This is a genomic window from Caldicellulosiruptor kronotskyensis 2002 (assembly GCF_000166775.1).
Taxonomy (GTDB): domain Bacteria; phylum Bacillota; class Thermoanaerobacteria; order Caldicellulosiruptorales; family Caldicellulosiruptoraceae; genus Caldicellulosiruptor; species Caldicellulosiruptor kronotskyensis.
Window position 1 is genome coordinate 1,832,425 of record NC_014720.1, and the last position, 18,811, is coordinate 1,851,235.

Genomic DNA, 18,811 nt, shown 5'->3' on the forward strand with positions numbered 1-18,811 from the left:
TCTTTAGCCAAGATACAAAATAAAGTATTAATAACTCTTGATTTGTTGTCAAGAAGAATATTATAATTGTATATGACATATATGTCATACGCGCTCCATTAGCTCAGTGGCAGAGCAGTCGATTCGTAATCGACCGGTCGGGGGTTCGAATCCCCCATGGAGCTCCAAGAAAATCAAGGGATTTGAGGATAGGTAAAATATAACAAGTGCGTTTTTTACAGCTACCTTACAGCTACCAGAGAACAGCTACCAGAGACTCTGTAAAATTTCGGGGTAACTACTCTATCTATTTTAGTGCCTTTGCTATCTTCTGTGCAACTTTTTTCTTAATCTTATCATAGAGATGCTGTCGCTTTTTTCTGGGCCGTTTTCATCTCTTCCCATTGTGATTTATCCGCACCAAAACCCAGCTTTCCTTATGGTAAATGCTACCCTCATTATTCTCTCTCTTTTTGGGCTTTGCAGACATATTATAACACCTCTTTGATTTGGGTAAAGTCAATTATAAGGTCTTCAAAAATCCTAACCTTGACCTTGTAATTGAAGGTGTAAACTTCTGGTGGCAGATAATCTTCATTGTTTTTGAGTCTGTACACCAAGATTGTTTGATTATTAGGATTGACAATCCAATATTCTTTAATCTTAAATTGTGTATAAAGATTTAGTTTTCGGATATAGTCATGCGAAAAATTGCTCTCAGATACAACTTCAATTATCATTTCAGGAGATCCAACACAGCCTTTATCAGTAAGCTTTTTCTTGTCGCAAATAATTGAAATATCAGGCTGTACAACGTTGATTGCCTGTTTTTCGTCCTGCCCTTCCTCAATTAAGACTACATCAAATGGAGCTGTGTAAACTTTGCAGGGCTTGTTGTTTTGCTTAATATAATTTCCAATGATTAGTGTAAGTTCGAAAATAATCTCTTGGTGTACCCTTGACGGTGCAGGGCTCAAATCATAGATGACACCTTCTATAAGCTCTACTCTTGCGTCTTGTGGCAGTTCAAGATAATCTGCATAAGTATAAACCTTAGATATCCTTGCTTCCATTTAAATCACCTTTTTCTCAGATTTTTGTTCATAAGATTTACATTTATCAGCTCTACTTTCCATAATGAAATTACATACTTAAGATATTCTATCATATTGTAAAAAGTCTGTCTTTATCTTCACCTGCTAAAAATACTTTAAAAACAAAAACCGCCATCTTTGTTGAATTTACAATACAGATGGCGGTAAATCTTCTAAAAATTATTTTTGTGGTTTAATGCAACCAAAACACATGCGTTATAAATTGGAACTATACTATTCTTTTCACATAGCTCAACAAGCTCACTGCTTTCGGCTCCTGGCTGAAACCAAACATACTTTACTCCTATTTTTGTTGCCTGTTCGATATATAATTTTCCTCTTTTTGGTGAAACAACCATGCTCACGCAATCTATTCTCTGATTTAAATCCAACAATGTCTTGTATACCTTGTCATCCTCAATCTCATCATACAAAGGATTTATAGCAAACACATTGTAGCCTTTCTCTTTGAGCTTTTTGTAGACCATGTATCCATATTTTTGTTTGTTTGGTGTTGCACCTACCACAGCCCAGTTTTTAAAACTCAACGCTGACGCAATAACTTCTGAATTCACATCTTTCCACCTCATTTTCTGCTCATAATAAAGTTATAAACCACATCCAGCCTGCTATCATCAAATTCAAACGTGTCTTTCCCAATCGAAATCAAAAGCTTGTTCCCCACAACATTCATCCTCAAATCTTCACCATATTTGTCTTTATACATTTTCTTTAGACTAAGCATGAACTGTTTCACATTTTCTTTTCTGTACTCAAACAAAAACTCATCAACAGCATCAACAATATCGTATTCTTTTATAATCACCGGGTCACGCAATACTCCTTCTCCTCTTATTTCGACAGAGTTTGATTTTCTGTCATATATAATCTTAAACTCGTTAGCTTTTGTTTCGTACATCAATTCTTTAAATCCTTCTGAAACATTATAGGTAATGACAGAGAAGAATCTATCCGACGGATATATTATCCGGGAAATATCGACGCAGGCTTCAATAATATTATCTATCAAATAAGTATCCAACTTTTCTGCTAAAGCTGCCTCTTTAAATTTTACTGCAAACTCATTATAATCTTTGTAGGGAATATTAGTGAATTTGTCTTTTTCAAGTTCTTTCAAGTCTTCTACGAAAAAGTAAGCAAAACCTGCGTTGCCGTTTTCAATGTCGTATTCCTCAAAGGAGTAGCCCATAACTAAAGCGTACCTTTTCATGGCTCTCCCCTCCATTTAAAAAACATTTCTTATATATTATATACCACTCAAACGCACATTTGTATTAAAAAATTTTTAAAAAATATTTTCAATCCTGAGTAAAGTCATTTCCCTAACATGACGAATATAAAATTTAAGTAGACCAATTTCACTTACTAAAAGAACACGGTTTTGCTCAAAAAGATATTCCTTTATTTTTGTGAGCTCTTCATCTATCTTGTCTATTTCTTGATGCTCAATAAGCATAGCCCAGCTTTTTTTATATTCACTCCATTTCTTCACAATATCAAAGTAGTTTGACTTTGCAAGATTGTAGTTGTTTTTAACAACATTTTCATATAAGTCAGACAGATCATTTTCAATCTTCTCAGTAGCACCTAATATTATATGCATGGAAATCATTACAAGTACAATTATTAAAATGAGAAAACCTGTAACTGTCGCCCATACCTTCACTTGTTTTTTCCCTCCTTTTTTTGAACAAACCAGTTGCCCTCAGGATCAATGCAGGCAAAAAAAACATCCTGTACGTTATCTATTCCTCTTTTTTTAATCTCTGCGAGCACTTGCTCCAATGTTAAATTAGCATACTTTAAAGACTCTTCTTTTATCTTGCCATCAACAATTACACTTACTGGAATTCCTTCATACTTTGTTGGTATCCCTAAATCGGCAGGCGTGACATATCTCTTTTGAGACTTCGGAATCACAGAGATATCTCCATCAGTCTCCAGTATAGCGTATTCTATATCATGAATATTGAAAAATCCTTTTATTCTCAGCTGTTCCATAAGGTCATTCAAGCTATACTGCGTTTTCCTCAGTGCATCTTCTAAAATTCTACCTTTTGCTATCAAGATTGTGGGACTTCCACACACAAGTCTTTTTATAAAATCAGATTTCAAGCTTCCAAATGTGATTAATGTTTGTAGAAATAAAAGAGTCAAAATAGGAATGATACCGTTTATGAGAGGTACCCCTGTGTTTTGCATTGGGACAGCCGCAAGCTCAGAAATCATTATTGTTATGACAAGTTCAAACGGCTGAAGTTCGCCCATCTGTCTTTTCCCCATAAGTCTCATAACCAACACAACCAATATATACAAGATTAACGTTCTAATAAAAATGGTTATAACCATAAAAATACCCCTTTCTTTGGTATTTCTATTTGCTATCTTTTCCAAAGATAAGGGGTTTTATTCTTAATATTCTTTTTTCGTACGTTGTTTATACCTCACTTTTTTAAACTGTTCTTTATTAGGCCTGCAAAATCTAATTGTAATCAAATATTTCTTGAAAACTTTGGGCTTAGAATAAAAACAATTTTCTTTACTTCTTTCTATTATCTGAACAAGATAGTATAATTTTCTTTTTTCTATTCCTTCATATGTCAAAAACTTTATCTTTCTTTTTAACTGGTTTATATTACCATATTCAAGGATTATTTCAAATACCTTATACGCACTTTTTAGTTCACGGAAATTCAAAAGATGAAAATACAAATAAATAAGAAGATCAATAATTTCTCCTAAAAAGATTTTGTCATTCTTCATCTCTGCTAAAATCTTTATGGTTTCGTTACTTACAAGAATAGGTTCTAAAAAATCTTGATTAAAACGATTAGAGTAACTTTGGAGAAACTGTTTCAAAATTAAAAGCTTTTCGTTGATTTCTTCTTTATTATTCTCCTTGGCAGCCATTTTTAAAGCTTTTAACAGGGCATTAAGAAAATTGACAGGATAACTATTTTTATATAACCCCCAAAAATAAACAACAACTACAGCTATGTTTGCTACAGAAAGCATAATATCAAAGTTTATACCTTTTACCACCCACCTGTATGAGCTTCCTATGACATTCACAATTGTTAGCATAAATATAATATGTGTAGTTGTTAATAGCATCGTCAGAATAAGCATATCATTTAAACAAAGAGAAAAGATAAATGAACAAACCTTTTGAGAATATTTTATTCTCAGTAATCGTAGTATAAATGAAATAGTAATTGCCACACTAAAGAATATAAATAGTTGCAACGCAAAAAGCCACGTAAGTATTCTATTTGCACTTAGTTTGTCGTAAGAAACTGAAGTTGGAGACAAGATGTAAATTATTACAACAAGCAAAATAGAGGAAAGCATCTGCTTCCCTCTATCTGACTTAATCTTTTTTACCATTTTTCTTTCAGCCTCTCAAATCAAATATGCGTTTTGTCTTTTTTTCGCTTCGAGGAAGTTCACCTACCCTGCACAAAATGACCTCAGGCGATACTCCTATCTTATTTTTAAACTCATGAGAGATTAACTCTTTCATCTCAGAAGTAAAATATTCATCTTTAACCTCAACCTTTAATGTAAGTTTATCCCTGTAATCAATCCTCTCTATAATCACTTGATATTCACTTCCAACACCATCTACATCATTCAAAAATGTGTCTATCTGAGCAGGAAAGATATTAACACCTTTGACCTTTATCATGTCGTCAGTTCTACCAACAATCCTATCAATACGTGGATACTTAGAACCACAACTGCACTCACCTGGAATTTTTCGTGTGATGTCTCTTGTTCTGTATCTTATAAGAGGAGCACCTTCTTTTCTCAAAGTGGTAATAACAAGTTCACCAAACTCTCCATCAGGCACATTCTCTCCTGTTTGAGGGTCAATTATTTCAAAATACAGAAAATCATCAAAATAATGAAGGCCTGTATGTTTTTTGCAATCTATTGCAATTCCCGGTCCATAAATCTCTGTTAACCCATAAATATCAAAACTTTCTATGCCCAGATACGCCTCAATAGTTTTTCGCTGTTTTTCTCCCCATCTTTCTGAACCAAATATCCCAATTCTTAAATGTATCTTGTCTTTTAACCCTCTTTTAACTACCTCTTCAGCAAGCAAAAGCCCGTAAGATGAAGTCGCAATAATGACTGTTGACTTTAAATCCACCATCATCTGAAGCTGTTTTTCTGTATTTCCGGGCCCCATAGGAATTGTCATCGCACCCAAAAACTCAGCACCAAGCTGAAATCCAATACCTGCTGTCCAAAGGCCATATCCAGGAGTTATCTGGACTCTATCCAGCTCTGTTACACCTGCTAACTGATAACTCCTTTTCATCATTTCTTTCCAGTCATCAACATCTTTTTGAGTGTAAGGAATAATTACTGGCATTCCAGTTGTTCCTGACGAAGAGTGAATCCTCACAACCTTTTTCTCATCAACAGCCATAAGCCCTAAGGGATAAGCATCTCTTAACTCTTCTTTTGTTGTAAATGGAAGTTTTTTGATATCATCTAAGTCCTGTATCTCACTAAGTTTTACCCCTGTTTCTTTGAATTTTTTTTGATAAAAAGGACTGTTTTTAAAGACATTTTCGAGCTGGCTCAAAAAAAGTTCACTTACATTTTCTCTCATCTCAACACTTTCCATAATCTCTTCTCCTCTCTTCTTTTCTCTTCTTAATTTGATTGCTAATATATGAAATTTTAATATTTCTCATAAATTTTTTCAACAAGAATTTTATTCATTTCGTACATCTGGGGACTCAAAACCAGCTTTAAAGCTGTCATAATTTCTTCTTTTGAAAAAGGGAAAATTTCTTTTTTACATATCAAAGTTAACATTGTAATATTTTCTGCTTTTGGCATATCCAATTCTAAAGCAATGTCATATGCATTTAATATATAAAATTTTGAAATATTTGACTCAATGAGGTTGAGTATTTCTTGTTTTTTTAAATCTGAGTTTTTAGGTCTTACAAACTTATTATTTAGAACAACTACAGAATCTTTATTAATTTTATTAACATTTCTTGCTGCTTCAGACATCTCAAGTCCTATTAGAATGTCAGCTTTACCATCTGGCACAATTGGTCCAACTTCATCTCCTACTCTGATATAACTTACAACAGAACCGCCTCTTTGGCTCATTCCAATATTCTCAGCTGACTTTACATCAAAACCTCTGTTCATGAAAAGTTGACAGATCACCCTTGAAAGAAGAATATTTCCCTGTCCACCTATTCCCGCTATTATAATATCATTCATTTTCCATCACCTTTTCAATCGCATAATAAGGACAAAAATTTTTGCAAAGCCCACAGCCTTTACACAAAACTGAATCTATGAAAATATTCCCATTTTCATCTTCATCTATTGCAGGGCAGCCTGTCACATTCAAGCATACCTTACATTTTAAACAGTTTTGATTTATTTTAAAGTAGCCTTCTCTTGATTTTAAGTTGGCACATTCTCTTCGAAAAACTATTACCCCAAGTTGGTCGTTATTTAAAAATTCTCTTACTTTGTCTACATTTTGTGTAAAATCTGAATAAGGGTCAATCACTAAAACTTTTTCAACACCTATTCCTTTTACAATACTTTCAATACTCACCTTTCTTCCTTCTTCCCCATAAATCTTCTTTCCTGTTCCGGGATGAGGCTGAAATCCTGTCATACCAGTTGTCAGATTGTCTAAAATGCATATGGTTATGTTGTGTCTATTGTAGTAGCTATTTACAAGTCCTGTAATGCCGCTGTGAAAAAAGGTTGAATCCCCTATAAAGGCAATAACCTTTTTTGAACCATCTGTAATTTTAAGACCTTGTGCCATAGTAATACTTGCACCCATACAAAGACAAGTGTCTGTTGTTGAAATGGGTTTAGCAAATCCAAGAGTGTAACAACCAATATCTCCTGTAAAGATTACATCCTGCCCTTTAGTTGCATATTTGACAATCAAAAAAGAATTTCTGTGAGGACATCCAGCACAAAGTTGTGCTTGTCTTTTTGGAATTTGCAGAACATCCGTAAATGTATTTTTCATTAAGAATCGCTTGTCAGAAAGTACCTTGTAAAAAATGCCCTTTACTTTGTCAACATCAAGTTCACCCGCAAATGGAACATAACCATTTCGTTTTCCATATGTTGAGATGATTCTACCATTCTCAAAAAGTAATAGTTTAACTTCTTCTTCCAAAACAGGGTCAAGCTCTTCGATGAATATTAGTATTTCTTTATCCTTTACAAATTCCAATATAAGTTCTTCATCTAAAGGATGGGCAACTGTAATCTTTAAGATTGAAAACAAATCCTCAAAACCCTTTATAGCTTCTTTCACGTAAAAATATGATACTCCACCCGTTACAATTCCTATTTTCCCTTTACCTTCAACTTTGTTGTAAACAGAAAGTTCTTTTTTCATGTCCTGAAGCTTTTGTTCAAGTTCCATATGTTTTTTGTACGAAAGAGCTGGTAAAATAACCCACTCCGGCTTTTTTCTGAATCCTTTAATCTTCCTCTTTTCTCTTTTTAATTCAAACTCAACTGACTGATTGGAATGACAAACTCTTGTTGTCATTCGAAAAAGCACAGGCAGCTTGTATTTTTCTGAAATCTCAAAAGCAGGTTTTATGAGTTCAAATGCCTCTTTTGGAGAAGAAGGGTCAAAAACTGGCAGGTTGCAAAACCTTGCAAAGTTTCGAGTGTCTTGCTCTGTCTGAGAGGAATGAGGTCCAGGGTCATCCGCCACAAACACTATAAGTCCGCCTTCTACACCTACAACCGAAAGTGATAAAAGAGGGTCTGCTGCAACGTTCAAACCAACTTGTTTCATCGCAGCCACAGTTCTTGCACCTGCAAGGCTTGCACCTGCTGCTACCTCAAGTGCTACTTTTTCGTTTGTCGACCATTCTACATAAAAATCATCATCTTGAAAGTCTTTCAACGTCTCTATGACCTCTGTTGAAGGCGTACCTGGATATCCAACAGCAACATTTACGCCATTGATAAAAAGAGAATATGCTACAGCTTCGTTGCCCATTAAGACTTTTTTCATAGTTTTACTCCTCACCCTTTCTACTACATAAAGCTGACTTGTAGTTTATTATACAGTAATTTTGTTTGATTTAAAATCATTTTTAAGATTAAAACTATATTCATTTGTAAAAAATACTAAGTAGAATATTTTATTCAAAGGTGAAAACGATGAAAGATGACCTTCATATAAACAAACGCAGATTTGATCATTTTAAAAACCTTGTTGAAAATTATACCAGAACAAAACGTCATCTTGAAGAGTATGGTGAGATTTTGCCATATGAAAAGATTCAACAGGTTATTCAAAAGCAAAGGCGAAGAGAAGAACAAATAGAAAATATACAGAAAGCCATATTAAACGAACACGATAGGGAAGATGAAGTCAGAAATTTAGTTAAAAACTATCTCTATACAGAAGGATATTTGAAACATTATAAAGATAAGTTACCAAAACAAATTGTGAATAACATGCTTAGAAAGCAGACATTTAGAAAAATTCAACTGGAAAATTTAATAAAAAAGGTTGATGATGAAAAGTAAAGAATAAGGCTGCAAAAAATTATCAAAACTAATTATAGAAATATTTAAAAAAGGAGCTGAAATAAAATGAAGGCAACAGGGATTGTAAGAAGAATTGATGATTTGGGAAGAGTTGTAATCCCGAAAGAAATAAGAAGGACTCTTAAAATCAGAGAAGGTGACCCGCTTGAAATATATACCGATAACGAAGGTGAGGTAATCTTAAGGAAATATTCACCGATAGGCGAAATGGGAGCATTTGCCAAAGAATATGCTGAAACTCTTTATCAGGTAAGTGGACATATCATAATTATCACTGATAGAGATAGAGTAATTGCTGTTGCAGGTGCTTCTAAAAAGGATTATATGGATAAGCCTTTGAGCCAAGAACTGGAAAGGGTTATGGAAGAAAATTCTATTGTTGTTGTGAAATCTGAAAATGACATGAGCAGCATACCGATTGTCGAAGGTGACACAACAAGATATACTGCTCAGATAGTAAGTCCTATACTTTCCGAAGGAAGTGTAATCGGTAGCGTGATTATGTGTTCAACACAATCCAATGTTGTTATGGGTGACTCAGAGTACAAGCTTGTTCAAGCTGCAACATCTTTTTTCGGAAAACAGCTTGAACAGTAGTTGTTTTTAACAAAATTTTAAGGTTAAACTGTAGGTTTTTAAACCTACAGTTTTTTTTAATGAAATATTCAAGTATAATAATCTGTGTAAAAAAAATTAATTTACTACAACGTAAACAATGCAACATGTTGGGGGTCATTAGATGTTCAAATTAAACGCAGACTTGACATCAGACAATTCACTGCGCAAAAGTCTCAATTTTGTAATACTTGGCATCACATTTGGCATAGTTTTTTTCAATGTAACAACAGGGTCTCCAGTTGCAGGATTTGCAAAGGCTATAGGATTTGGCGATCTGATGTATGGTGTGATGCTTGCACTGCCAGTGCTTGGTGGTGTAGCGCAAGTTTTTGCATCTTATTTTCTTGAAAAGTCAAAAAAAAGAAAGTTTATATTTTTAATAAGCGGATTTATTCACAGACTACCATGGGCATTAATTGCCATTTTGCCACTGATTTTAGGAAAAGGCTCGTATATTTTGTTATTCTTTCTGGTACTATTGATGACAATATCTTCAATATCTAATTCGTTTACAAATGTTTCTTTCTGGTCATGGATTAATGACTTGGTTCCAATGCACATAAGAGGTAGGTTCTTTTCCAGAAGAGCAACAATCTCTACCATAGTTGGAATGATCAGCGGACTTGCTATTGGTAAATTTCTGGACATTTATAATAACCTTTTAGGATTTTCTATAGTTTTTGTGTTTGCTGCTATAATGGGAATGCTTGATATTGCTTGTTTTTTCTTTGTAAAAGATATTCCTATGAAGGTCCAAAATCAACAAACCGATCTGAAAAATATGTTTGTTTCAACACTTAAAAATAATCATTTTAAAAAATTTATGGTCTTTTTTATCATTTGGAATTTTGGACTTAGCATTGCAGGTCCGTACTTTAATATGTATATGATAAAAAACCTCAAAATGAGTTATTTTGATATAATTCTCCTGACCCAGATTGTAAGCAACATTGTAACCATACTCACATTACCATACATAGGAAAAGTGGTAGATAAAATAGGTAACAGACCCATGCTCCTTTTTGCAGCAAGTATTTTGTCGTTCTTGCCTATTGTATGGTGCTTTACTAATGAAAACAATTACAAGTATTTAGTAGCTATAATAAGTATTTTTGCAGGACTGTTGTGGCCTATAATTGATATGAGTAACAATAATTTAATCCTAAAACTATCTGATCAAACCCAAACATCTATGTATGTTGGTGTTATAAACATGTTCAATGCAATATTTGGATCGGCTATTCCAATTATACTTGGAGGCTATCTTATAGAAGATATCGCACCTTATGTTGTTACCTTTTTTAAAAATTATATGCATTTGGATATAGCTACATATCATGTTGCATTCTTTGTATCAGGCTTTTTGAGATTTTTATCTGTGATTTATCTTAAAAAGAACGTAAAGGAACCTGGTGCAAAGAGTCTCAAAAATGTTATTAAGAGTAAAATAAAAAAATCATAAAACGTACAAAATGCATAAATGCCCAAAGCAAAATGAAGCTTTGGGCATTTTTTGAATTATCTATTTTTGATGTGCGACCAGGTCTGTAAGCCGAGTTCTGTCGAGAACGGCTATTTCTCTTTGGGTCTGATGTTGCCATCAGACCTCTTGCGACCAACCCGGGAACGCAGCGGGCCACTGCATTGTTCCCCTATTTGGTCTTGCTCCGGGTGGGGTTTGCACAGCCAGTCAGTCGCCTGACTGCTGGTGAGCTCTTACCTCACCTTTTCACCCTTACCATCCATGAAAAAATGGATGGCGGTTCTTTTCTGTTGCACTTTCCTTGGAGTCGCCTCCACTGGGTGTTACCCAGCACCCTGCCCTGTGGAGCTCGGACTTTCCTCACAAGGGAAACTACCCTTGCGCAGCCGTTCGACCTGCTCGCATATTCTATTATAAATTTTATTTAAATTATGTCAACTGCTACTTTTCTCTGTTTATCAAATAATTGGTAAGCTCTATAAGAAGTTCTGAATTGTCATACTTTTTTATCACATCTATGGCTTTCTGAGAATAATGTTCAACAAGCTGTTGTGCTTTTTCCAAACCATAAAAGGTTACAAAGGTATTCTTCTTTTCTTTTATATCCTTTCCTATGCTCTTGCCCACTTTTTTACTGTCACCAATAACATCCAAAACATCATCTCTTATTTGAAAGGCAAGACCAAGATTTTTCCCGTATTCCTCCAAATCAAATACAACATCATCTTCTGCGCCTGCTACAAGAGCTCCGCACACACAGGAGGCTTGAATCAATCTTGAGGTTTTCTTCAAGTGCATCTCAAACAAAAGTTCTTCACTTTTAATATCCTGTCCAGAGTTTGTTATATCAATAACCTGACCACCTATCATACCTTCCACACCAGATGCCCAGAAAAGGTATTTAGCTGCTTTTACTAAATTTTTATCACAGCCATAACGCAATATCCAGTCCATGCAAACTTCTGCTGCTAAATTTAAAAGTGCATCTCCTGCTAAAATAGCTATTGCTTCTCCAAACACAACATGATTTGTCGGTTTTCCTCTGCGCAAAATATCATTGTCCATCGCCGGCAAGTCGTCGTGAATAAGAGAATAAGTGTGAATAAGTTCTATTGCAGATGCAATATCCAGAACCTTTTGATTTATTTCCTGGTCCTTTGAAAGCATTTGATATGAAAGCAAACACAGCAAAGGTCTTAGCCTTTTTCCCCCTGCAAAAACGCTGTATCGCATAGCCTGATATATTATTTCTGGAGACCTTTCTTTTAAAATTTTTTCTAAATGCTCTTCTATTTTCTTCTGTGAAAGGTTTATATATTCTTCTAATTCCCTGCTTATCATTCTTTCTGCCCTAAGCCTCCATAAATATCATTGGTAATGTCATCTTGAATGTATTCTCCATTTAGTTTTTCAATTAACACTACTCTCTTTTCAACGCTACGAAGTATATCATTACAAATTTTTGTAAGCCTAATCCCCTCTTCGTAAAGCTCTATAGCCTCTTCAAGAGAAAGATTACCATCTTCCAAACTCTTTACAATCTCCTCTAATCTTTTCATCGCATCTTCAAATTTTATATCTTTTTGCACTTCACACATCACTTTCAGCTCCTTTTTGCTTGAAAAACACCTTAGATTTTATTATACCATCTGAAAGCTGAGTAACTATCTCATCTCCATTACTTACCTGCGAAATGGAAGTCAAAATCTTAGAATTATGTAATGTTATAGAATACCCCCTCTTTAAAACATTAAGAGGATTTAGAGCAATTAATTTTTCCAGATTTACCTTATATACAAACTCTTTTTGCTGAAAAATTTTCTTGAAAGCTTCCCCAAGCCTTTTCCTACATATATCAAAATTTGTTCTCGCAATCGAAAGCCTTGATTCAGGATTCAAATCAGCCAATCTTTTTTCAAAATTCTTCAAATTCTTATGAGCTTCATGAAGCTTTTTACTGATTGCAAAAGAAAGTTTGTGGCTATACAAATCAATATCTTGTGCACATTTTGCAATGGTATTTGATGGCGAATTTTGGTATAATTTGTATTGAAGTATTCCTACTTTCTCTTTGACATTATTAAATTTCTTTTCAATTGCACTTTTAATTCTCTTTTGATATTCAATCAGTTTCTCCAGTGCTTGTTTCTGAAAACTCACCACCATTTCGCCGGCATTTGTAGGAGTTATAGCCCTCATATCTGCAACAAAGTCACTTAAAACATAGTCCCTCTCATGCCCTACCGCTGATATAATAGGAATTTTAGATTCAAATATCTTTCTTACTACCATCTCACTGTTGAACGCCATTAAATCTTCAAATGCACCACCACCACGTCCAACAATAATAACCTCCACAGGCTCCTCGGTGTTAAAATATTCTATTCCTTCGCAAATCTCATATGGAGCGTTCTGTCCCTGAACTGAACAGCTGTAAATATATACCTGAATGTTTTCAAATCGGGTATAAATTGTATTAAGAATGTCTCTTATTGCTGCGCCATTTTTTGAAGTAACTATTCCCACTTTTTTAGGATAACGTGGAATTTCTTTTTTGTATTTTGAATCAAAGAGCCCTTCCTGTCTTAGCTTTTCTTCTAATTGCTTTAATTTTACAAACAGCTCTCCAAGACCTATATCAGTAATTTCGCTTACCTTTAGCTCAATTATCCCTTCTTTTTCATAAAAAATGACATTCCCCTTTACAAGCACTTTTGAGCCATGCTTTATCTCAACATTTTTGTCAAACCAAAAAAATACACACTTTATTTTTGCATCATATTCTAAATCTTTCAGTTCAAAATAAAGATGGTCACCTGAAACTGAAGGTCTTATAACTTCACCTTTTAGGTATATGTTCTTCAAAAGAACATCCATTTCAACTTTCTTTTTTAAATAGCTTGTAAGTTCATAAACACTCCATTCTTTCTTGGAAACTATATTGTTTATCATCATGATTTCTGGCCTCTTTTCACCTCATTTGCAGCAATCCTGCCAAGTATACCGTTCACAAAGCTCGGCGCCTTTTCTATCCCAAATATACTTGCCATGTCAACAGCCTCGTCAATTGCAACAGAAACAGGCACTTCCTCTTCAAATAAAAGCTCATACACAGCAATTCTCATAAGTTCAAGCTCAACCATTGGAAGTCTGCTAAGTGGCCAATCTTTTGAGTACTTTTCAATAAGGTTATCTATTCTCTGCTGGTTTTGAATAACTCCTTTTAATAATTTTTCAAGATACTTCTCATCTATGTCCTTGAAATCTTCATCTTGATTTAATTCCCTAAACCTTTTGTAAAACTCTATTATGTCTTGTGTATCATCTTCAAATCTGTAAGCATACAAGATTTTCATGCAGAGTTCTCTTGTCTTCCTTCTTCTGTGCATTTTTCTTCATTTTCAACCCCTTTTTTACCATGGTAAGTGTTTGTCTAAAAACTCAATTAGTCTCTTTTTTTCAAAATATCGTCCACCTATAAATATCCCCACCGCTATACAAATGAAGATAAACAGTGTTTTAAAAAAACCAAAAATAAGCACAAATATTGCAAATACAAGACCAATCAGCCCGCCTATTACTTCTCCTAAATGTTTTACTAAAAATTCCTTTAACAAATCCATTTTAACATCCCTACCTCAAATGCGTAATAGGTATTTGCGGGGCAACCATATCTTTCACGTGAAAGTTAATAGCTTTAACTGGGATACCTATTGCCACTTCCACATGACTCTTTATAGCATTTTGAACCTCTTTTGTCAACTCAGGCACATTGATATCATTTGTGACAATAGCATCAATGTAATATATAACGCCAGTTTCGTCAAACTCTATCTCAATTGAGGCATCTTTTATTCCCTTTATATCCTTTACTGCATTGTACCCTGCAGATTCAAATGTTTTTGGTGAGATTAAAAGATTCCCAAACTCGTTTGTGTGAATTATCCCAAGCCTTGCTTTTTTCTTCTTAACACCAATAAACATTACTGAAAACCCCATTACTATCAGAAGTAGCGGTATGATGGCATATATGGGTGTGTTCATATAATTATATACTGCAGCCTGAACTGTATCTAAGTCAAAGATGTTGAGTGGAAGCAAAATAGCAATTACCGAAAAAAATATTACAATTAACGTAAATATGGTCAAAAGTATTCTCTCACCGATTTTCATTTGCACCTTTCCTCCTCACAAAAATGAGAGTAAATCTCTGTTGACCAGAGATTTACTCTGCCACCTCTTCTTTTTGCTCTTCTTTTTCAAACTTTATTCCCTGAACATGTATATTGACTTCAACAACTTTCAAACCTGTCATGCTCTCAACAGCACTCTTTACTCTCTCCTGAATCTCCCATGCGACCTCTGGAATTCTGACACCATACTCTACTGTTATGTAGATGTCAATTGCCGCTTCTTTTTCTCCAACTTGGACTTTTACACCTTTTGCTAAGTTCTTTTTACCCAGAGCTTCTGTAATATTGCCTGTCCAAGATCCAACCATTGATGCAACGCCTTTTACTTCAGAGGCTGCAACAGCTGCTATTATAGCCACAACTTCTTCTGCAATCTTTACAACCCCACCCATTGTTTCGCCAATAGTGTTTTCTGACATATTAAAATACCTCCTCAATCTTTTAAGAATTTTCATTCTATGTTATATATTATACCCTATACTTTTTTGTTTTAACAACATCAGTTAATCTAATTTATGTTTTTACTTTGAGATACTCTTATCCTGTTAAAATCTACCTTGAACACGTTCATTATCACATTTTGAACCTGAATTAACTCTCTCTTTTCAAGCTTCTTTTTTACCACAATATATATTGTATCATCTGTATAAAACACTACACACTCTCCCAAACCTTTAGAACTTAAAACATTTTCGCATGTCATTTCCTTGTTGCTTATATCAATAATTTTAGCTATCTTCTCATCAACCTTTTTCTGAACATTTGCATCAGCTTGGTCATTTAAAAGAGACTTTAAAAGGTTGATTTCTTTAGAGCGTTCTATTTCTCTTTTTAGCTTCATTTCATCAATTGTACCTTCTTCAGCATCGCTTCCACTTTTGTGTACAGTCGGATTACTTACTTCAATTACAGAAGGGTTAATCTTCTTTTTATTTCCAAGCTCCACTCTTGAATTTATAATTCCTACTACTATTAGTAAGATGACAAGCGAGATTGTCATCAGCTGTCTTTTGCTGTATACTTTTACAAATATCTTCTTGTTCACTTAACAAACACCTCCACTTTATCAGGAGTTATACCAAGCACAGTTGATGCAGCCTTAACAAGACCTATATATACTCTCTTATCCCTTGCTCCTTTGGAGACTATAGCCACTCCTCTGACTTTCGGGTATATCTTTTTCACCACAAAAGGTTTTGATTCACCTTGCTGCTGCAACACTACTACTTTGCTATCTATCTCTTCTTCAGAGATGGTTGTATTTTGGTTTTGTTTTTCACTTCGCCTATTCTCTCTTGTTTCAGTAGCAAGCACGTATTCATAGCAATCGTCAAAAGTTATCATCACTGAAACATCTCTTGTTGGGTCTATTTCCCTTAATATACCCTCAAGTTTTTTCTCAATTAGCTGTTCATACTGCTGCCCATCCTCTTGAATTTCTTGTTGTTTTATAGTAGCACTTGTTTGTTTTGACGATGTCGAAAAGTTTGCTGAAACTACAAGAAGAAATATTCCACATACGCCCAAAAAAATAATCAAATCTTTGTTTTTCATAACATTTTCAAGTAAATCTTTTATCTTTCTCAAATCGGCCATTTTTCTTCACCTCAGCTTTTGAAAATAAATTTTGTCTTTGCGCACATGATACTTGTTTGAAATTATCTCAACCACCTTACCATCATATTCACCTTCAATTTTTATTTCATTTATCTTACCAAAATCAGGTGAATCCATGTTTTCATAGATGTTCATTTCAACAATCTGTATCTCTTTTCCACAGGTAGAACTAACATCATCTTTAATTTCATCTTGCAATTTACTTTTATACTCTTGTACAAGAGCTTCCCTGTAGATGTCTTGAGAGTAAATTCCCTGCTGGTTAAATTCGCTCTCTATCCTCTGTAGACTTTTCTGAAACTCAAACTTTAAAAAATCTGATTTTTGGACAATGGGCGCTATTAATACCATACTTACTATCAGTCCCAGAAAAACATTTATGTATTTTCTGTATCTTTCATTTACTAAGTTTTCAATTAAAATTGCAATTATTACTATATAAAACAGAGAGAGGCTAATTTCGTTTAGAACCTCCTGCATGTTCTCACCTTCCAACCTGAAGCAAAAAGAGGGATGAGGAAAACGTAACAACAAACATACACAAAGCTGTAAATGCTATTGCAAAAATCAATATAAGCACATCTGCATAGTCATCCAAAAACTGGGCAAGCTTTGTATCCCCAACTAAACCTACAAAAATAGCTGCCACTCTGAATACCACAAACACTGCTAAAATTTTTAATAGGGAAACTCCAATCCCTATCAGCAAAACTATCAAGCCTACTACACCAAGAGAATTTTTCACTATCGCAAGGCTTGTCGCAAGAGTATCAGCCGCATCGGATAATATCTTTCCTACAAATGGCACAAAGTTACCAACGCTGTATTTTATTGATTTTGTAATTAAGCTGTCCACTGTAACATTTGCAATACCTTCGACAGAAACAATAGCCACAAACACAACAATCCCAACTACTGTACACCACATCAACGCAGTTTTACAGAACCCCAGAACCCTTCTCAATCCTAATCTTCCACTATCAATATTCGATAAAATACTAATAAGTATGTAAGTATATGCAAAGGGGGAGATGATGTTTTTCAAAAATTCAGATGAGAATACAATGGCAAACATTATCTTGGGGCTTATTGTAGCCGCATATGTTGGATATCCCATAGAGGCTATCAGAGAAACAAAAAGAGGGAAAAATACTTCAGCAAAATTGCACGCATTTTGAACTGTCTGCTGAGCATCTAAAAGAACATCTTTTAAATTTTGAAGTACAATCAAAACCTCTGTAAAGAAAAAAGCTAAAAATGTTACACTTGCAACCGATTGATTCTTAAGACCTGTTTGAACGCTTGCAATGAGTATATATAATAGGGCTATAATAAGTATCAAACTTATTTGACGAAAAGTAGAAAAAATCTGTCCCATTATTTTCTCTTTTAAAACATTTACCATATCTAAGGTTGCTCTTTTTTGTTTTACAATGCTTTCCAGATAACTACTTATATCTTTTTCAGTGTAGTCATTTATAATTTGTTTCGTTTTCTTGATGTATTCTTGTGAAATCTGGGATGCTTGGCAACATTCAAGTGCTACTATGAAAAATACAAGTATACACACTGAAACTAAACTCTTTTGTCTCATTATTCATTCCTCTTATCTTAAAAATTTGGTAATTAAATCAAATAGGCTCATTATTAAAGGAAGTGATAAAAACAAGATTATAACTTTTGCTGCAAATTCTACTTTTTCAGCAATTGCATTTTCACCACTGTCTTTACATACACTTGCTGTATACTCTGAGATTAGTGCAATACCAGTCATTTTTACCAGCGTCTTTACATAGCCGCTTGCAAATGACACTCTGTTTCCCATCTCAACAATCTTTTCCACAACATACACAAGTTTATCAATCACCATCAAAAAAATGAGTATCCCAACCATGACCGCCACAGCAAGTCCAACTTCTTTTTGAGTTCTTTTCAATAAACTTACAACAAAAACTGAAATAATACCCAGCGCAATGATATTCAATATTTCCATTTTTTAAGTCCCTCAGCATCTCAGTAGAGATTGAAAACTGATTTAACAGTATCAAAAAACCTTCTTATGAGGTCAATTATGAGAAAAAGTACAATTATAACTCCTACAAGGGTTGTCATCATCGCAAGTTCTTCCTTTTCAGCTTTTATAAGCACCTGATTTACAAGGTACAGGATGATACCTATCACTGCTATCTTGAAAATCAAATCTATTCCATTCATCA

The 18,811-nt window shown here is 34.2% G+C and carries 25 protein-coding genes, 1 tRNA gene and 1 other RNA gene; 4 read left to right on the plus strand and 23 right to left on the minus strand.

Annotated features, from left to right (window positions below):
• The first annotated feature begins 92 nt into the window (after positions 1–92).
• Positions 93–167, plus strand: a tRNA-Thr gene (locus tag CALKRO_RS08410).
• A 303-nt stretch (positions 168–470) separates the two neighbouring features.
• Here the strand turns inward: CALKRO_RS08410 and CALKRO_RS08415 are convergent.
• The 9 genes from CALKRO_RS08415 to iorA all read right to left on the minus strand — a co-directional run bounded on the left by CALKRO_RS08415 (position 471) and on the right by iorA (position 8,142).
• On the minus strand, positions 471–1,052 hold the full coding sequence (locus tag CALKRO_RS08415; RefSeq protein WP_013430610.1) for a Uma2 family endonuclease: 582 nt from the start codon (positions 1,050–1,052) through the stop codon (positions 471–473).
• Positions 1,053–1,246: 194 nt separating this feature from the next.
• The gene (locus CALKRO_RS08420) at positions 1,247–1,648 is read right to left on the minus strand and encodes a CoA-binding protein (RefSeq protein ID WP_013430611.1); all 402 of its coding nucleotides are present in this window, start codon (positions 1,646–1,648) and stop codon (positions 1,247–1,249) included.
• Between the two features lie 11 nt (positions 1,649–1,659).
• Positions 1,660–2,304, minus strand: coding sequence for a hypothetical protein (locus tag CALKRO_RS08425; RefSeq protein WP_013430612.1), 645 nt, complete (start codon positions 2,302–2,304; stop codon positions 1,660–1,662).
• Positions 2,305–2,379: 75 nt separating this feature from the next.
• Entirely contained in the window at positions 2,380–2,760 is a 381-nt protein-coding gene (locus CALKRO_RS08430; protein ID WP_013430613.1) for a DUF4363 family protein, read from the minus strand.
• On the minus strand, positions 2,757–3,443 hold the full coding sequence (locus CALKRO_RS08435; RefSeq protein WP_013430614.1) for a YetF domain-containing protein: 687 nt from the start codon (positions 3,441–3,443) through the stop codon (positions 2,757–2,759). The genes CALKRO_RS08430 and CALKRO_RS08435 overlap by 4 nt, the downstream gene beginning before the upstream one ends.
• A gap of 63 nt (positions 3,444–3,506) precedes the next feature.
• Positions 3,507–4,481 (minus strand): hypothetical protein, encoded by a 975-nt coding sequence (locus tag CALKRO_RS08440; RefSeq protein WP_013430615.1) that lies wholly within the window; start codon positions 4,479–4,481, stop codon positions 3,507–3,509.
• Positions 4,482–4,488: 7 nt separating this feature from the next.
• Entirely contained in the window at positions 4,489–5,736 is a 1,248-nt protein-coding gene (locus CALKRO_RS08445; protein ID WP_013430616.1) for a phenylacetate--CoA ligase family protein, read from the minus strand.
• 56 nt (positions 5,737–5,792) lie between these two features.
• Positions 5,793–6,353, minus strand: a complete 561-nt coding sequence (locus CALKRO_RS08450) for a 2-oxoacid:acceptor oxidoreductase family protein (RefSeq protein ID WP_013430617.1) — start codon at positions 6,351–6,353, stop codon at positions 5,793–5,795.
• Positions 6,346–8,142, minus strand: coding sequence for an indolepyruvate ferredoxin oxidoreductase subunit alpha (iorA, locus tag CALKRO_RS08455; RefSeq protein ID WP_013430618.1), 1,797 nt, complete (start codon positions 8,140–8,142; stop codon positions 6,346–6,348). Before iorA ends, CALKRO_RS08450 begins: the two co-directional genes overlap by 8 nt.
• Positions 8,143–8,291: 149 nt before the next feature.
• Here iorA and CALKRO_RS08460 point away from each other — a divergent pair, with 149 nt between their 5' ends.
• The 3 genes from CALKRO_RS08460 to CALKRO_RS08470 all read left to right on the plus strand — a co-directional run bounded on the left by CALKRO_RS08460 (position 8,292) and on the right by CALKRO_RS08470 (position 10,764).
• Positions 8,292–8,663: a hypothetical protein gene (locus CALKRO_RS08460; RefSeq protein ID WP_013430619.1), complete on the plus strand. Its 372-nt coding sequence runs from the start codon at positions 8,292–8,294 to the stop codon at positions 8,661–8,663.
• 66 nt (positions 8,664–8,729) lie between these two features.
• Positions 8,730–9,281 carry a stage V sporulation protein T gene (gene spoVT, locus CALKRO_RS08465; protein WP_013430620.1) on the plus strand — a complete coding sequence of 184 codons (552 nt, stop codon included), beginning with the start codon at positions 8,730–8,732 and terminating at the stop codon, positions 9,279–9,281.
• A 142-nt stretch (positions 9,282–9,423) separates the two neighbouring features.
• Entirely contained in the window at positions 9,424–10,764 is a 1,341-nt protein-coding gene (locus CALKRO_RS08470; protein WP_013430621.1) for an MFS transporter, read from the plus strand.
• Between the two features lie 70 nt (positions 10,765–10,834).
• On the opposite strand, the gene rnpB is transcribed toward CALKRO_RS08470, so the two are convergent.
• The 14 genes from rnpB to spoIIIAC form a co-directional block, all read right to left on the minus strand.
• Positions 10,835–11,187, minus strand: an RNA gene (gene rnpB, locus CALKRO_RS13155) — RNase P RNA component class A.
• Positions 11,188–11,226: 39 nt separating this feature from the next.
• A complete protein-coding gene (locus tag CALKRO_RS08475; protein ID WP_013430622.1) occupies positions 11,227–12,126 on the minus strand; it encodes a polyprenyl synthetase family protein in 900 nt (299 codons plus the stop codon).
• Entirely contained in the window at positions 12,123–12,383 is a 261-nt protein-coding gene (locus tag CALKRO_RS08480) for an exodeoxyribonuclease VII small subunit (protein ID WP_013430623.1), read from the minus strand. Before CALKRO_RS08480 ends, CALKRO_RS08475 begins: the two co-directional genes overlap by 4 nt.
• Positions 12,376–13,740 (minus strand): exodeoxyribonuclease VII large subunit, encoded by a 1,365-nt coding sequence (xseA, locus tag CALKRO_RS08485; protein WP_013430624.1) that lies wholly within the window; start codon positions 13,738–13,740, stop codon positions 12,376–12,378. Before xseA ends, CALKRO_RS08480 begins: the two co-directional genes overlap by 8 nt.
• Complete coding sequence (nusB, locus tag CALKRO_RS08490; RefSeq protein WP_083789250.1) at positions 13,737–14,174, minus strand: transcription antitermination factor NusB; 438 nt, start codon at positions 14,172–14,174, stop codon at positions 13,737–13,739. The genes xseA and nusB overlap by 4 nt, the downstream gene beginning before the upstream one ends.
• 24 nt (positions 14,175–14,198) lie before the next feature.
• A complete protein-coding gene (locus CALKRO_RS08495) occupies positions 14,199–14,408 on the minus strand; it encodes a DUF2273 domain-containing protein (protein WP_013430626.1) in 210 nt (69 codons plus the stop codon).
• 10 nt (positions 14,409–14,418) lie between these two features.
• The gene (amaP, locus tag CALKRO_RS08500) at positions 14,419–14,958 is read right to left on the minus strand and encodes an alkaline shock response membrane anchor protein AmaP (RefSeq protein WP_013430627.1); all 540 of its coding nucleotides are present in this window, start codon (positions 14,956–14,958) and stop codon (positions 14,419–14,421) included.
• Positions 14,959–15,010: 52 nt separating this feature from the next.
• Positions 15,011–15,397 carry an Asp23/Gls24 family envelope stress response protein gene (locus CALKRO_RS08505; RefSeq protein ID WP_013411746.1) on the minus strand — a complete coding sequence of 129 codons (387 nt, stop codon included), beginning with the start codon at positions 15,395–15,397 and terminating at the stop codon, positions 15,011–15,013.
• Between the two features lie 89 nt (positions 15,398–15,486).
• Entirely contained in the window at positions 15,487–16,023 is a 537-nt protein-coding gene (locus tag CALKRO_RS08510; protein ID WP_013430628.1) for a SpoIIIAH-like family protein, read from the minus strand.
• Complete coding sequence (locus CALKRO_RS08515) at positions 16,020–16,574, minus strand: hypothetical protein (protein ID WP_013430629.1); 555 nt, start codon at positions 16,572–16,574, stop codon at positions 16,020–16,022. Before CALKRO_RS08515 ends, CALKRO_RS08510 begins: the two co-directional genes overlap by 4 nt.
• Before the next feature lie 6 nt (positions 16,575–16,580).
• The gene (locus CALKRO_RS08520) at positions 16,581–17,075 is read right to left on the minus strand and encodes a stage III sporulation protein AF (protein ID WP_013430630.1); all 495 of its coding nucleotides are present in this window, start codon (positions 17,073–17,075) and stop codon (positions 16,581–16,583) included.
• Positions 17,076–17,079: 4 nt separating this feature from the next.
• Positions 17,080–18,189 carry a stage III sporulation protein AE gene (locus CALKRO_RS08525; protein ID WP_013430631.1) on the minus strand — a complete coding sequence of 370 codons (1,110 nt, stop codon included), beginning with the start codon at positions 18,187–18,189 and terminating at the stop codon, positions 17,080–17,082.
• Between the two features lie 12 nt (positions 18,190–18,201).
• Positions 18,202–18,588 carry a stage III sporulation protein AD gene (gene spoIIIAD / locus CALKRO_RS08530; protein ID WP_013430632.1) on the minus strand — a complete coding sequence of 129 codons (387 nt, stop codon included), beginning with the start codon at positions 18,586–18,588 and terminating at the stop codon, positions 18,202–18,204.
• A gap of 20 nt (positions 18,589–18,608) precedes the next feature.
• On the minus strand, positions 18,609–18,809 hold the full coding sequence (spoIIIAC, locus tag CALKRO_RS08535; protein WP_013403612.1) for a stage III sporulation protein AC: 201 nt from the start codon (positions 18,807–18,809) through the stop codon (positions 18,609–18,611).
• Between the last annotated feature and the right edge of the window lie 2 nt (positions 18,810–18,811).

Coding starts and splice junctions, on each gene's coding strand:
- CALKRO_RS08460 (WP_013430619.1), top strand. CDS start 8,292: ATGAAAGATGACCTTCATATAAACAAACGCAGATTTGATCATTTTAAA.
- CALKRO_RS08425 (WP_013430612.1), bottom strand. CDS start 2,304: ATGAAAAGGTACGCTTTAGTTATGGGCTACTCCTTTGAGGAATACGAC.
- CALKRO_RS08495 (WP_013430626.1), bottom strand. CDS start 14,408: ATGGATTTGTTAAAGGAATTTTTAGTAAAACATTTAGGAGAAGTAATA.
- CALKRO_RS08470 (WP_013430621.1), top strand. CDS start 9,424: ATGTTCAAATTAAACGCAGACTTGACATCAGACAATTCACTGCGCAAA.
- iorA (WP_013430618.1), bottom strand. CDS start 8,142: ATGAAAAAAGTCTTAATGGGCAACGAAGCTGTAGCATATTCTCTTTTT.
- CALKRO_RS08520 (WP_013430630.1), bottom strand. CDS start 17,075: ATGCAGGAGGTTCTAAACGAAATTAGCCTCTCTCTGTTTTATATAGTA.
- CALKRO_RS08450 (WP_013430617.1), bottom strand. CDS start 6,353: ATGAATGATATTATAATAGCGGGAATAGGTGGACAGGGAAATATTCTT.
- CALKRO_RS08445 (WP_013430616.1), bottom strand. CDS start 5,736: ATGGAAAGTGTTGAGATGAGAGAAAATGTAAGTGAACTTTTTTTGAGC.
- CALKRO_RS08525 (WP_013430631.1), bottom strand. CDS start 18,189: ATGAGACAAAAGAGTTTAGTTTCAGTGTGTATACTTGTATTTTTCATA.
- CALKRO_RS08475 (WP_013430622.1), bottom strand. CDS start 12,126: ATGATAAGCAGGGAATTAGAAGAATATATAAACCTTTCACAGAAGAAA.
- CALKRO_RS08415 (WP_013430610.1), bottom strand. CDS start 1,052: ATGGAAGCAAGGATATCTAAGGTTTATACTTATGCAGATTATCTTGAA.
- nusB (WP_083789250.1), bottom strand. CDS start 14,174: ATGCACAGAAGAAGGAAGACAAGAGAACTCTGCATGAAAATCTTGTAT.
- CALKRO_RS08435 (WP_013430614.1), bottom strand. CDS start 3,443: ATGGTTATAACCATTTTTATTAGAACGTTAATCTTGTATATATTGGTT.
- spoIIIAC (WP_013403612.1), bottom strand. CDS start 18,809: ATGAATGGAATAGATTTGATTTTCAAGATAGCAGTGATAGGTATCATC.
- spoVT (WP_013430620.1), top strand. CDS start 8,730: ATGAAGGCAACAGGGATTGTAAGAAGAATTGATGATTTGGGAAGAGTT.
- CALKRO_RS08515 (WP_013430629.1), bottom strand. CDS start 16,574: ATGGCCGATTTGAGAAAGATAAAAGATTTACTTGAAAATGTTATGAAA.
- CALKRO_RS08505 (WP_013411746.1), bottom strand. CDS start 15,397: ATGTCAGAAAACACTATTGGCGAAACAATGGGTGGGGTTGTAAAGATT.
- spoIIIAD (WP_013430632.1), bottom strand. CDS start 18,588: ATGGAAATATTGAATATCATTGCGCTGGGTATTATTTCAGTTTTTGTT.
- CALKRO_RS08440 (WP_013430615.1), bottom strand. CDS start 4,481: ATGGTAAAAAAGATTAAGTCAGATAGAGGGAAGCAGATGCTTTCCTCT.
- CALKRO_RS08480 (WP_013430623.1), bottom strand. CDS start 12,383: ATGTGTGAAGTGCAAAAAGATATAAAATTTGAAGATGCGATGAAAAGA.
- xseA (WP_013430624.1), bottom strand. CDS start 13,740: ATGATGATAAACAATATAGTTTCCAAGAAAGAATGGAGTGTTTATGAA.
- amaP (WP_013430627.1), bottom strand. CDS start 14,958: ATGAAAATCGGTGAGAGAATACTTTTGACCATATTTACGTTAATTGTA.